Origin of the sequence: Photobacterium sp. TY1-4 (genome assembly GCF_025398175.1) — a bacterium.
In the GTDB taxonomy this organism is placed as follows: Bacteria; Pseudomonadota; Gammaproteobacteria; order Enterobacterales; family Vibrionaceae; genus Photobacterium.
On sequence record NZ_CP099734.1, the window covers coordinates 1,983,310 to 1,997,173 of the forward strand.

10 protein-coding genes are annotated in these 13,864 nt (G+C 53.6%); 3 read left to right on the forward strand and 7 right to left on the reverse strand.

What is annotated here, in order from left to right:
• Positions 1-353: 353 nt before the first annotated feature.
• Both NH461_RS09400 and NH461_RS09405 read left to right on the forward strand, forming a co-directional pair.
• Positions 354-2,042, forward strand: coding sequence for a methyl-accepting chemotaxis protein (locus tag NH461_RS09400; RefSeq protein WP_261600109.1), 1,689 nt, complete (start codon positions 354-356; stop codon positions 2,040-2,042).
• Between the two features lie 144 nt (positions 2,043-2,186).
• The gene (locus tag NH461_RS09405; protein ID WP_261600110.1) at positions 2,187-3,113 is read left to right on the forward strand and encodes a M14 family metallocarboxypeptidase; all 927 of its coding nucleotides are present in this window, start codon (positions 2,187-2,189) and stop codon (positions 3,111-3,113) included.
• Positions 3,114-3,230: 117 nt separating this feature from the next.
• On the opposite strand, the gene trpB is transcribed toward NH461_RS09405, so the two are convergent.
• The gene (trpB, locus tag NH461_RS09410) at positions 3,231-4,451 is read right to left on the reverse strand and encodes a tryptophan synthase subunit beta (protein ID WP_261600111.1); all 1,221 of its coding nucleotides are present in this window, start codon (positions 4,449-4,451) and stop codon (positions 3,231-3,233) included.
• Between the two features lie 353 nt (positions 4,452-4,804).
• On the opposite strand from trpB, the gene NH461_RS09415 reads away from it, so the two are divergent.
• Positions 4,805-5,449 carry a porin family protein gene (locus NH461_RS09415; protein ID WP_261600112.1) on the forward strand — a complete coding sequence of 215 codons (645 nt, stop codon included), beginning with the start codon at positions 4,805-4,807 and terminating at the stop codon, positions 5,447-5,449.
• A 108-nt stretch (positions 5,450-5,557) separates the two neighbouring features.
• Here the strand turns inward: NH461_RS09415 and NH461_RS09420 are convergent, their stop codons facing one another.
• The 6 genes from NH461_RS09420 to pheT form a co-directional block, all read right to left on the reverse strand.
• Positions 5,558-7,345: a M3 family oligoendopeptidase gene (locus tag NH461_RS09420; protein WP_261600113.1), complete on the reverse strand. Its 1,788-nt coding sequence runs from the start codon at positions 7,343-7,345 to the stop codon at positions 5,558-5,560.
• A gap of 158 nt (positions 7,346-7,503) precedes the next feature.
• Positions 7,504-8,265, reverse strand: coding sequence for a vitamin B12 ABC transporter ATP-binding protein BtuD (gene btuD, locus NH461_RS09425; protein WP_261602873.1), 762 nt, complete (start codon positions 8,263-8,265; stop codon positions 7,504-7,506).
• Positions 8,266-8,293: 28 nt separating this feature from the next.
• The gene (gene btuC, locus NH461_RS09430) at positions 8,294-9,286 is read right to left on the reverse strand and encodes a vitamin B12 ABC transporter permease BtuC (protein WP_261600114.1); all 993 of its coding nucleotides are present in this window, start codon (positions 9,284-9,286) and stop codon (positions 8,294-8,296) included.
• Positions 9,287-9,409: 123 nt separating this feature from the next.
• On the reverse strand, positions 9,410-10,453 hold the full coding sequence (locus tag NH461_RS09435; RefSeq protein ID WP_261600115.1) for a succinylglutamate desuccinylase: 1,044 nt from the start codon (positions 10,451-10,453) through the stop codon (positions 9,410-9,412).
• 238 nt (positions 10,454-10,691) lie between these two features.
• Positions 10,692-10,988, reverse strand: a complete 297-nt coding sequence (gene ihfA / locus NH461_RS09440; protein ID WP_255387773.1) for an integration host factor subunit alpha — start codon at positions 10,986-10,988, stop codon at positions 10,692-10,694.
• Between the two features lie 471 nt (positions 10,989-11,459).
• Positions 11,460-13,847 (reverse strand): phenylalanine--tRNA ligase subunit beta, encoded by a 2,388-nt coding sequence (pheT, locus tag NH461_RS09445; protein WP_261600116.1) that lies wholly within the window; start codon positions 13,845-13,847, stop codon positions 11,460-11,462.
• Between the last annotated feature and the right edge of the window lie 17 nt (positions 13,848-13,864).

Below are 13,864 nucleotides of genomic sequence, written 5' to 3' on the forward strand. Positions count from 1 at the left end.
CAAATGACCACATCCGCGCTCCCTCCCTGTTCAAGCATCCCTACGCAAGAAACAGTGCGAACGTAACCCAAGTGAGGCTGCTACCGCACGCCTTCCCGTCCCCCGCCAAGGCTCTCCTGTTCCATCAGCCCCTCACGACACTCGCAGCACCAGCGCAATACAGAATCCCCGTGCCTATATATTCCGACTTTATTGACAATAAGCGAGAGTAAATGTGAGCGAACACAAAAACTGAATCATATTCTGCATAAATAACATGACAACGCTTCAATAATTTTTATGCTTTGCCGATATAATAAAAAAGTTCATATACCAAGATCCAAACCCTATTCCGGAAGCCAGAGTTAAGCCGTATGAAAGAAATGAAAATAAAGAGCAAGTTGTTATTACTCAGTTTGTTACCAGCACTGGTGATGATGAGTGTCGCCATCGGCATCATTATTTCCCTGGAAGATAAAGCCATTGATGAAGAAGTGGCACTCTATAAAGCACGGCTGGTTCAGGAGCGAAAAAGCCAACTGCAAGATTCCGTCAATATTGCCAAACATGCCGTGGATCATGTCCTCGCCAACACCCCCAACACCACGGCAGCCCTGACAGAGCTGCGCCAGCTCCTGACGCCGCTGCGCTTTGCCGACAACAACGCCGGCTACTTTTTCATTTATGACATGCAGGGAGTAAACCTGGTCCACCCGCTCGCGCCGGAGAAGCATAACTCAAACATGATCGGCCTGAAGGACAGCAACGGTGTGGCCTTCATTCGGGAGCTGGTTCAAGCCAGTCAACGTGGGGGGGATTTTGTCGCCTACGCGTACCCGAAGACCAATGGCGGTCAACCGCAACCCAAACTGAGCTTCGCAACCAGTGTAAACAACGGCAAATGGATGATTGGCACTGGGCTCTACATTGATGATATTGACCGTGAAGTGGCTATTTTCCATGACGATGCCGTCGCCGGAATGCAAAAACGTTTCCAGATCGTATTGATGATCACCCTGGTCCTCGGTGTCCTGTTTGCCATGGTAATTCTCTACTTTGCCAATCGCATGGCCCGGCCGGTTCAGAACATGGCGCGTACCCTCAATGAAATTGCTGATGGTGAAGGAGATTTAACCCGCCGCCTGGATGTGCACGGTCATGACGAAATTGCCCAGCTCGGCGATGCGTTCAACCGTTTCGTGGCAAAACTGCAAGGGATCATCACCCAGGTTTCCGATGCCACCCATCATGTCTCCAGCGCAGCCAGTAACATTCACCAGCAAACGGTTCGCCTGACGGAGCAGTTACATGAACACAATAACGAAACCGAGCAGGTGGTGACTGCCGTCACCGAAATGAGCTCAGCAGCCAGCGAAGTGGCGATGAATGCTAATGAAGTCTCCAATGCCACCAGCAGTGCCAGTGAAGAAGCACATGTTGCCCAGCAGCGGGTTGACACCTCGGTAGTCTCTATTACCGCGCTGGTTGAAGAAGTCGATCAGGCGGCCCAGCACATCCACTCGCTGAACCAGCAATCGCAGAAAATTGATAATGTCCTGAAAGTCATTGGTGAGATCGCCGAGCAGACCAACCTGCTGGCGCTGAATGCTGCCATTGAGGCTGCCCGGGCCGGTGAGCAAGGCCGTGGTTTCGCCGTTGTTGCTGATGAAGTACGCGGGCTTGCCAGCCGCACCCAGTCCAGCACACAGGAAATTAAAGAGATGCTGGATGAGCTGCATGCCCTGGTTTCCCAGGCCGTGTCTTCCATGACACATAGCCAGTCCACCTGTAACGAAGCTGTGGATGCCGCCAACTCGATCACCGAAAGCCTGTCGACCGTCACCCACGCGGTGGAAGCCATCAATGACATGACCAGCCAAATTGCCACGGCTGCCACTGAGCAAAGCTCGGTGACTGACGAGATCAACCGCAATATGGTGGCGATTCAGGACATCGTTGCCGAGCTAACCGAGTCGAGCCGCAGCTCCGAGCAGGTGGTCAGTGAGCTCAATCATGCCGGTGCGGATCTGAAAAAGCTGGTCGGACAGTTCAAAACCAGTTAGTCCCTGTTACTTTGATTTGAACGAACTCAGGCGGCCTGTTCAGGCCGCCTTTTCTTTACCGTCGAGCGGAAAATCCTGTTGCGGTGCCTACTTCGGCTGCTATGCTTTTGCCCTTAGCCTCATCATCATGACCAAGGGAACTTCATGAACAACACCCATCCCTACCCAATCGGCACACCGGGTACCCCCTGGACCGAACAAGAAAAAAGCGCCTGGCGCACTCAGGTTACCCGCAAACGCTCGTATCAGGACGAGGTGCTGACCAAACTCAAACCGCTGGAGGGCCGCTTCGAGCGGGTTCAGTACGGCGCGCTTTCTTATGACGAACAACGCTACCCGTTGTATGCGCTGAAAACCCGGAACTGGGACAGCCGCAAGCCGACGATCCTGGTGACCGGCGGTGTCCACGGCTACGAAACCAGCGGTGTCCACGGCGCAATTCAGTTTATCGACCAGCAGGCGGAACGATACAGCCAGTGGTTTAATCTGCTGATTGCCCCGTGTGTCAGCCCCTGGGGATATGAAACGATCAACCGCTGGAACCCGAATGCAGTCGATCCGAACCGTTCATTTTACGCCGACAGTCCGGCAGAAGAATCCGCCGCCCTGATGAACTTAGTGGAATCTCTGCAAACCGACATCCTGGCGCACATTGATCTGCATGAGACTACCGACACCGACGAGCTGGAATTTCGTCCGGCGCTGGCGGCCCGCGACGGGGTTGCTTACATCCCGGGCACAATACCGGATGGCTTCTACCTGGTCGGCGATACCGATAACCCGCGACCGGATTTCCAGAAAGCGGTGATCGATGCCGTCCGCCCCGTGACGCATATTGCCCCGCCGGACAGTGATGGCAAGATCATCGGCGAGCCGATCACCCAGGAAGGCGTCATCAACTACCCGACCCAAAAACTGGGTCTGTGCAGCGGCCTAACGCAATGTGTCTACGGCACCACCACGGAGGTCTACCCGGACAGTCCGAAAGTGACCGAGCAAGAATGTAATGATGCCCAGGTCGCCGCGATCACTGGTGCGCTGGACTATATTCTCAAGGCCGAAGGTCTCTAAACTCGCCTCCTCCAATGCAAGGCCGAGCCAAGCGAACAAAATGAGTGAGTAAGTGAGCAAAACAAAGGGGCGCCCGAAGCGCCCCTGATTCAGATTAACTTTCATTCATGTTCATCATTAGACTGAATCAATGCCATAGTCCTTGCCATATTGCGCCACAACAAAGTCGATATCTTTGTCACCGCGACCTGACAGGTTAATCAGCATTGAGCCTTTCTCGCCGGCCTTCGCCAGTTTCAACGCATAAGCCACCGCGTGTGCCGACTCAATCGCCGGGATGATCCCTTCACTGCGCGAGAGTTCGAAGAATGCTGCAATCGCTTCATCATCGCTGACGGTGCCATACTGGGCCCGGCCGATGTCTTTCAGGTAACTGTGCTGCGGCCCGACCGACGGGTAATCCAGCCCGCTGGCGACCGAATACACTTCCTGCGGCTCCCCCTGATCATCTTTGAGCATATAAGACTTAAAGCCATGCATGATCCCCGGCTCTCCCAAAGTGAGGGTTGCCGCATGCTCTCCAACTTCCGTCAATGAACGACCTGCCGGCTCTACTCCATGAATCGCCACATCGTGATCGTCCAGAAATGCGCTGAATAATCCCATCGCATTCGAACCGCCGCCGACGCAAGCCACCAGATTCTCGGGCAAATTCCCGGTCATTTCCTTAAACTGCACCCGCGCTTCATTGCCGATAATCGACTGAAAATCACGCACCATCATCGGAAACGGATGTGGCCCCACCACCGAGCCAATGGCATACAACTGATGAATCGGATCTTTCAGATAAGCTTCGAACGCAGCATCAACCGCTTCCTTCAGCGTTTTACGTCCGTGGGTCGCCGGGATCACATTGGCCCCAAGGATCCGCATCCGCACCACATTCGGATGCTCCTTGGCGATATCCACCTCACCCATGTAGATATCACACTCTAATCCGACCAATGCCGCGGCTGTTGCCAACGCAACACCGTGCTGACCGGCCCCGGTTTCCGCAATCAGCTTCTTCTTGCCCATTTTCTTGGCGACCAGCGCCTCACCCAAGCAGTGGTTAATCTTATGGGCGCCGGTGTGGTTCAAGTCTTCCCGTTTCAGATAAATCGATGCGCCATATTGACGGGACAGGTTCTCGGCATGAAAAATAGGACTGGGCCGCCCCACAAAATGCTTATATAAACGTGCCAGCTCGTCACGGAATGCCGGATCCTGTCGACACGCATCATAAGCTGCCGTGATCTGAACCATGATCTCCTGCAACGCCGGCGGAATAAAACTGCCGCCATATTCACCGAAATAACCTTCTGCATTAGGCAATGCGTGCTCAAACGTATTTTTCATACTTCCCTGTCCTACTCAATAAGTACAGTTTTCATCTTAAATCAATCACTCGGCAGGAATCTATGACCAAGATATCAGTATTGATGCATAGGGATGAATGTTGGTAAATCAATGTCACCGCTTCAAAATGCAATCACGATTCCATTTCACCCACAGTAAGACAACCGACACATTTTGTGCAGAAATGCCGACGGACATCGCTTTTGCTCATTTTCCAAGCAAACGCATCTCAAATTAAAAACAATGTACATAATAATATTGCACACTGTTTTTATAAGCGTTAATCTGCCGCCAGAGCTAAGACGACATCACGGTTCACCGTGCTGCGCAATAACAAAATACAGGCGAACAACATGAACAAGATTGCTTTACTTCCGCTATCAGCGCTGATGATCACCGCTTTTTCTGCTCAGGCTGACAACGCAACGCAAAACTTCAACTTTGTCAGCGGCGGACTTCAGGTTTCTGAATACAACCACCAATTGCCGACCTCCGTTTCTTCCTGGGGCGAGACAACTTCAGATTCAACTGCCGGTCTGTATCTGCGCGGTAGCTGGAACTTTACCGATCAATTTTTTCTGGAAGCCCGAAGCGAAGGTACCGTCGACAACGATCTGACCATTTCACACTCGCTGCTGGGCCTGGGTTACTTCCAGCCGATTAATAACCGTTTGACCGTTTACGGCCTGGCGGGGATTTCAGGAATCGAAGCTGAGCTGGATGTGCATTACTGGGGCTTCTCGGACGGCCATGCATCATTCAGTGAAGATGACTCCGGCCTGACGGGTGAAGTCGGTGCCCGTTACCAACTGATGAGCAACTGGACGATTGAGCCTGCGGTTCGCCTGGCGGCGTATGACGATACCATGCAAGAGTTTCGTCTGGGGAACAACATCCAGCTGACTCAGCATTTCAGCCTGGAAGCAAACCTCCAGCACCGTAAAATTGAAGATCTGAAAGAAACCAGCTATCAGTTAGGTGCGCGTTACAGCTTCTAAGCACGTAACCGCGGTTGTTCTTACTGACTGAACTCGCGTCTGCAAGAACGCAAAAGCGGTTTATCCGGCCATCGGATAAACCGCTTTGTTGTTTCTCAGAACTAAAGGTTATTTCAACGTCGCAACCAAACGTTCAAACGCCGCCACTTGTTGCTGCACCATGTCCACACTTTGCTGCCAGAATTCCGGCTGACGGATGTCCATCCCCAGATGTTTCTGAACCACAGCTTCCGCCGTCATGGCGCCGGTATCGCGCAGCAAGGCTTTGTAGTCGCTGTAGAACTGTGCCCCTTTCGCTGCCCGTTGTGCATACACGCCTTTACTGAACAGATAGCCGAACAGGTACGGGTAGTTGTAGAAACTGATCCCCGGAATACTGAAGTGCAGCTTGCTGGCCCAGAACATGTCGTTGGTTTCGTCCATCGCCTCGCCGTACCAGTCACGCCAGGTCTTGGCCATCAGCTCTCGCAATTGCAGCGGCGTCAGTTCCCCTTCCTGGCGTTGCTCGTAGAAAGCCTTCTCAAACTCATAACGAACGGGAGTATTGATCAGCAGCTGCAATGCCGCCTGTGCTTCTTCCCACAACATCTGCAGTTTGTCCTGCGTCGTTTTCGCTTTGGCCATCAGCGCATCGCGGACAATATTCTCGGCAAAAATGGAGGCGGTTTCAGCCAGCGTCATCGGATATTCGGTGCGAACCAGCGGCATATCCCGCATCACCCAGTTATGGAAGGCATGGCCCAGCTCATGAGCCAGCGTCAGCACATCGGACATACTACCGCCCCAGGTCATGAACACCAACGGCGAGCGGGTGTCGGCAAACTTGGTGCAATAAGCGCCCAAGCGTTTGCGCGGTTGCGGCGCGGCATCAATGCGCTGGTTTTCCACCATCCAGTCGACAAAATCGGCCATTTCCGGATCAACCCCGGCAAACGCCTCGCGGATAATCGCGATCCCCTCATCAAAGCTGTACGTTTCACTCTCCCCGCCGCCCAACGCCGGCATCGATGCCAGCTCATCCCAGGGCTTAAGTTTCTCAGTACCAAACAAGGTCGCCATCGCCAGGCCGGCTTGCTGTCCGACCTCGCGATTGTCCCTTGCTACACTCAGCATGGCATCGAGAGTCTGCTTTTCAATCCGGCTGGTGTGTAGGCTTGGGTCCAGAAAATGAACCTGCTCGGTATGACTGCGCTTGTCATACTCGGTCAAACGACCGCCGGAAAGGCCGTTCAGGATCGCTGCAAATGACTCTTGATGCACCGTCATCACCTGCGAGATACCACGCCAGGCGGGCTCCCGACGTTGGATATCCGGGCCATACAACAGACTCGCAGCCTGTGACAAACCCACCGTTTCTTCACTGCCGTCGGCAAGCTGCATCGTCACCGACAAACTCCCGGTCAGGTTGTCATAGAGACGCCCCCAGGCATTGCGGCCATCCACATGCATCGCCGAAAGCAATTGCTCTTCGCCGACCGATAACATTCGGTTACGCTGTAACCGACGACGTTCCAACTTAAAGCGAAATGCCTCCAGCCCCTCGCCTTGCAGGTAAGTCTCAAATGCGTTTTCATCCAGATGAATGATGGATTGCTGATAAGGATTCATCGCCTGCTCAGCCTGCGAATAAAGTCGATCGGCCTGCCCGGCCAGCTTCTTCGCCCCGTCGTGGCCGGCATCCACGGAGGCCAGACAGTTGGCATACGTGGACAGGGTCGACAGGATCACCGCAATGTTGGCATCCGTGATCACAGCCTGCTGCAAGTCTTCCAGCGATGTTGGATCCAGTGCTTCCAAGCGCGTGATCAGAGATTTGATCGTCTGGATATCCTGGGTGATTTTGGGATCAGAAAGATCCTGATAGGCGATGGAGAGATCCCAGCTGGGTACGTTCATGTTTAACTCCTCGTCAGCCGAACTTCCTGTTACGGCTTGGTTATCACAGATATGAAACCAAGATTATAACAAATTCGCAGCAGATCGCCTGCTATTCCCGGCCAGATCCCGTCATCATTTTTGCGAGCAGGACCAAACGCTCACCCGCCACTTTCGTGCTAGTCGGTAAAAATCAGGCAGGATTGCCCCTGATGTTCGATGCGCTGGACCCGGGTTGAAAAGACACTTTCTAAACGCTCAACGGTCATCACGGTCTCCGGTTCGCCTTTCGCCACGCAACAGCCATGGTTGAGCAAAATGACTTTATCGGCCTCACGCAAGGTGCGGTTCAGATCATGGTTTGCCATCACCACGGCGATGCCTTTCCCGGCCATCATGCGGATCAACTGGTACATCGCGGCTTCCTGACCGATATCCAGCGCCGCAGCCGGCTCGTCGAGCAGGAGCAATCGGGCTTCAGGGTTTAAGGCCGGCCACACCTGCAAGCAGGCCGCCGCCAGGCGAACCCGCTGCCATTCCCCCCCGGAGAGCTGTTGAATGTTACGGTTCAGTTTGTCTGCAATACTGAGCGCAAGGCACACCTCATCCAGCGCTTGCTGGACCGCGACCGGATCCAAAGGCCCCAGCGCCGAGAGCGCCAGTGCCAGGTAATGATAGACCCCGACAGAAAAAGCCGGTCTGTCCTGCTGCGCCAGGTAACATCGCACGGTTGCCAGACCCGGCAAATCATAATCCGCGAGTGATTGCCCTTGCAGCACAATTTTCCCCTGGGCTGGGACCAAGCCTGACAGCATCGCAATCGCGGTACTCTTACCGCTGCCGTTCGGGCCAATCAGATGCACAATCTCGCCGGCAGCGACGGTAAATGACACCGGCAGCAAACGCGGTGGCATCGCCAGGTTTTTCACATCCAGGAGCAAGCCCTGTGAATTCATCTCGTTCATCGGCTTAATCCATTTGCGATCGCAGCAGCATCCAGATAAAGACCGGCGCGCCGAGGCTGGTGATCACCACACCAACCGGCAGCTCGGCCGCCGGCAGTAAAACCCGGGCGAAAATGTCGGCGACGGCCAGCAGTAAAGCACCGCAGATCACCGACAGTGGCAACAAATATCGGTTTTCGGTCCCGAGTGACAAGCGCAGTAAATGCGGCACGACCAGTCCGATGAAGCCAATCACTCCACCCAGCGCAACGGCTGCGCCAACCAGTAAAGACACCACCAGGATCAGTCGCCAGCGAAACGCCACAACGTCCAACCCCAGTTGCCGGGCCTGATTTTCACCCAACATCAGCAGATCCAGTTTTTGTCCCTGCAGGCACAGCCAAGCCAAGACAGGGATCACCAGGAACAGCAGGGAGAGTTGCAGCCAGTTTGCACCACCAACGCTCCCCATCAACCAGTACATCAGCTGGCGCAGGTTCAAATCGTCACTGAAGTAAAAGGCCCAGGTCACAACGGCTCCGGAGAGGATCCCCAGCGCCACCCCGATGAGCAGCAACCGTGTCGTCGATACCTTACGTCGCCGCGACAAACCGGCCAGGATCAGGGTAAAACACAAGGCCCCGGCCATCGCCACGGCCATGGTGATCATTGGGTTCGATAATGCCGGAAAGAAAAACAGCAGGATCACCAGCGCCAGGCTGGCACCGCCAGAGATGCCAATCACCCCGGGCTCCGCCAGCGGGTTCCCAAGCAACACCTGAAGCACAGCCCCGGAAACCGCCAGTGAAGCCCCGATGGCCATCGCGGCGAATAACCGCGGCATGCGTAATTGCAGTAGGAACTGTTGCTCCAGTGGCCCTTCCGGTGACCAGGGTAAGATAAAGATTTCGCCCACGGCGAGAGAGAAGAAACCCGCGATGACCAGCGCGACAGCACTCAGTATGAGACTGAACTGCCACCTCGCGCGCTGGCGTAAAATAAGATCGTTTAGCTGCATGGGACGAATATGGTAAAAACGGAGCGTTTACAATACCTTCTCGACCCCGGAATGAAAAGCGGCGACCGACAAAGAATGCTGTTTCTTTGCCGGTCGCCGCACGTTACCGATGAGAGCGATGAATTATTCGACAGTCACCTGCTCACGGAAATTGACCCGGGTTTTCTTCACCAGCAGACAGGCACGCTGGCCGATGGCCACATTCGGGTTCGGAAAGACCACCGCTTCGCCGCCCGGTGCCGCGGTGTACTCGACCCCTTCATCACTGCCCAGCAAAGCCCCTTCTTCAAAGTGAGTAAAGTTCGCCTGGTTCGCCGGGAACGTAAACTGAAACGCATCGGTATGCTTGGTCAGCGTACGCGTCACTTTATAGACGCTGATGGTTTCCCCGTACCACTCCAGCGGGACATCGTTCTCGGTGACCAACGCCAGCATGGCATGATAAAAATCTTCCAGCAGCGTCAGGTCATTCTCACCAAATCGGGCCACTTTACCAAGCTCCATCGTCAGCGCTTGGGCCGAGAAGTATTCAGCGCTGTACCAGCTGAATGTCGGTGAAGCAGAGTTAGACAGGAGCACCGCGTCAATTTGGGCACGCTGTAAAAACGCAAAAAGACGATTGCTGCGGGTCGGGTTGTCCGTATACGGACTGACCGCGAAGGTGTAGTGCCTGGAGTCGCGAATGGCACAATGCAGATCTAAGTGCCAGCGATCCGGCTGCGCCTGTGGGGAACCATGATAAAAATCACTGACGGCTTGTTGCAATGCGTTGGCCGTGATGCAGTCAATGTTGCGCGCTTCATTTTGCGCTTTAAACAAGCGGTTCATATTTTCAGTCACGAACCGGGTGTGCGCGTTAATCGCTTCCGGATGAGCAATGATTAACAATAAACGGTGAGCAGGGATAATCTCCCCTTGCAGAATCCCCTCAGCCAGGCGCTGGATCAGTTCTATCGGGCTGGTTTCATCACCATGAACCCCCGAGGAGAGCACGATATCTTTTTCTGTCCCATTCAATACTGACGGTGTAATTTCGAGAACACCGCGCATCGGCATCTTGCACTGAATTCCTGAATCCAGTGTCCATTCCCCGGGCTCAAACGGTGATGTCAGATCCAGAGTTGCTTTCAGGAACCGACCTTTTTTCACCTGTTTCAGAAACGCCATCGACAACCTCCGTGTAATTGCTCTTTTGCTTTGCGCTTTAGTAGTGTTTTATCGTTGGGATTCACTGTCTGTTAGCGTTACACAGTGAAAGCGTTGCGAAGTAATATACAAGTTAGCTAAATGATTGTAACGACCGGGCTCTTGCAGAAGATCTCAAAAAAAGAAAAAAGCCCTAAAAAAACGAAACCCAGGTAAGCCTACACACCTTACCTGGGTTCATATTCCGAACTCAAAACTGCTATTTTTCGATTTCGATGCTTTCTACGCGAGCTTTAAGTTTCTGGCCTGGGCGGAAAGTGACAACACGGCGGGCAGAAATCGGAATGTCTTCACCGGTTTTCGGATTTCGTCCTGGTCGCTCATTTTTATCACGCAGGTCGAAATTACCAAATCCAGATAACTTCACTTGCTCACCATGTTCCAGAGCTTTCCTGATCTCTTCAAAGAAGACTTCCACCGTATCCTTGGCGTCCCGTTTGCTTAGTCCCACATTCTCAAACAGGTTCTCAGCCAAATCGGCTTTTGTGAGCGCCATAGATAATTCCCTCAAGACTATGTTGAATGGACCACAGAGATAGTGTCACAACCTCTGCTACGTATTAGTCGTCAGGCAAGCATCACTCGGCGATGGATCGTCGTACAGTATTATTTCCATAACCGGAGCCCGTCCTTAACTAGTGACAAGTTTAAGCCAACTCGCTGATTTCCGCCAACTTTTTTACGTCAATGAAACGTCAAATTATTGATTTTTCGTCGCAGTAAAAGCCAAATTTCATGCACCCTGTTGTGCTTTCTATTCACATCGTCCCAAAATTATTTCTGAAAAATCAGGGGACTACCGCATATCACTCTGCCAGTTGCGACAGAACCAGCAAATACCGCTATCAATCAGAATGTTAGCCAATTTTGGCTAAAGATCAAAAAAAAGCAGCCGTTTCCGGCTGCTTTCATAAAACAATGACTTAAATAGCAAAAAAATGCATATTCAGGTCAAACCAGTTTGCAATCAATCACGCAGTGATGCGGCAAAACCTTCTGCCAGAGCCGCAACAATGCTATCAACAGCACCTGAAATATCAGCTTCTTCCAGCGTCCGCTCTGTCGATTGCAGCGTCAGCGCAATGGCCAGGCTCTTCTTGCCTTCTTCAACCCCTTTACCGCGGTATACGTCAAAGAGATTCACGTCGGTCAGCAATTCACCACCGTGAGCCTGACAAGCCGCAACGATATCGCCCGCAGCAACGTCTTCGTTCACAACCACAGCGATATCGCGACGGTTGGCAGGGAACTTAGACAGACCCACAGCTTCCGGGATCACCCGAGAATCAATGGCAGCCCACTCCAACTCAAAGACGATGGTGCGGCCGTTCAGACCGAACTTACGCTCCAGCTCAGGGTGCACGGTACCAATGATACCCACTTCCTGACCGTCGACGACGATGGCAGCCGTTTGACCCGGATGCAATGCCGGATGCTTCGCCGCTTTGAAGTTGTAGGCTTTCTCGTTCGATGTCAGCTCGAGAATTGCTTCCAGATCACCTTTCAGATCGAAGAAATCAACCGTGTTGGTCTCAATGTCCCAGTGCTCTTCGCCGCGTGTTCCTGCAATCACACCGGCCAGCATCGGCTCCTGGCGCATGCCGTTTTCAGCAGTGTCACACGGAATGAAACGCAGGCCGTGCTCGAACAGGCGAACGCGTGGTTGCTGGCGCTTCTGGTTATGAACCACAGTGTTCAGCAGACCCTGGATCAGACCCAGGCGCATCGCCGACATATCTGCAGAGATCGGGTTTGGCAGTACCAGCGGTGCAACATCCGGTACGATCAGCTTCTGCTGCTCAGGCTCAACGAAGCTATAAGTGATCGCTTCATGGTAGCCACGGTCAACCAGCAGGTTACGTACACGTTTCAGCGGCAAATCCGCTTCTTTGTGGTCGTTCATTTTCAGGGCAGCAGCCGGCGACTGATTCGGAATATTGTTGTAACCGTAAATACGGCCCACTTCTTCGATCAGGTCCTGCTCAATGGCAATGTCGAAACGCCAGGTCGGCGCTGTTGCCGTCCAGCCTTCAGCCGTTGTTGCCACAGCCATCCCCAGACGCTCAAGGATCTCAACCACGTCGGCATCTGCGATGTGATGACCCAGCAGGTTGTCCAGTTTCTCACGACGCAGGGCAACAGTGTTTGGTTTCGGCAGATCGGCTTCAGATTCAACCGCAACCACAGGTGCGACTTCGCCACCACAGATCTCAACGATCAGCTGCGTCGCACGCTCCATGGCGCTGGCTTGCAGTGCGTAATCCACACCACGCTCAAAACGCATTGAAGAATCCGTGTGCAGACCGTAGCTACGCGCACGACCACGGATGTGATCCGGCGCGAAGAACGCACACTCCAGCAGGATGTCTTTGGTGTATGACATCACACCTGACAGTTCGCCGCCGAAGATGCCAGCGATTGCCAGCGCTTTGTTGTGGTCAGCCACAACCAGCGTGTCTGCATTCAGCACCGCTTCAGAGCCATCCAGCAGCGTCAGCTTCTCATCTTGCTCTGCCATACGAACCACAATACCGCCTTCGATCTTGTCCAGATCAAATGCATGCATCGGTTGGCCCTGCTCCAGCAGAATATAGTTGGTGATATCAACAACCGGATCAATCGAGCGGATGCCGCAACGACGCAGCTTTTCCTGCATCCACAGCGGTGTTTCTGCAGCAACGTTCACATTCTTGATCACTCGACCCAGGTAGCGTGGACACGCCGCAGACGCTTTCACTTCGATCGACACCGTGTCGTCAATCGATGGCACAACCGCGTCAACAGCCGGTGCGGTCACGTCGGCACGGTTCAGAACGCCGACTTCACGCGCCATACCACGAATGCTGAAACAGTCCGCACGGTTCGCCGTCAGATCAACGTCAACGGTCACATCATCCAGGCCCAGGAATTCACGGAAATCGGTACCGATCACCGCATCTTCTGCCAACTCCATGATACCGTCAGATTCAACGTCGATGCCCAGCTCAGTGAAAGAACACAGCATGCCGTGCGATGGCTGGCCACGCAGCTTGGCTTTCTTAATTTTGAAATCACCCGGCAGAACAGCGCCCACAGTCGCCACAGCGACTTTCAAGCCCAGGCGACAGTTCGACGCACCACAGACGATGTCCAGCAGTTCGGCTTCACCCACGTCAACTTTTGTCACGCGCAGCTTGTCCGCATCCGGGTGCTGACCGCATTCCACAACCTGACCCACTTTCACGCCAGTGAAGGTGCCCGCAACCGGCAGGACGTCGTCGACCTCCAGGCCGGCCATTGTAATTTGGTGCGTCAGCTCGTCCGTTGTTACAGAAGGGCTTACCCACTCACGAAGCCATGATTCGCTAAATTTCATAGTGTTTAAACCTCTGG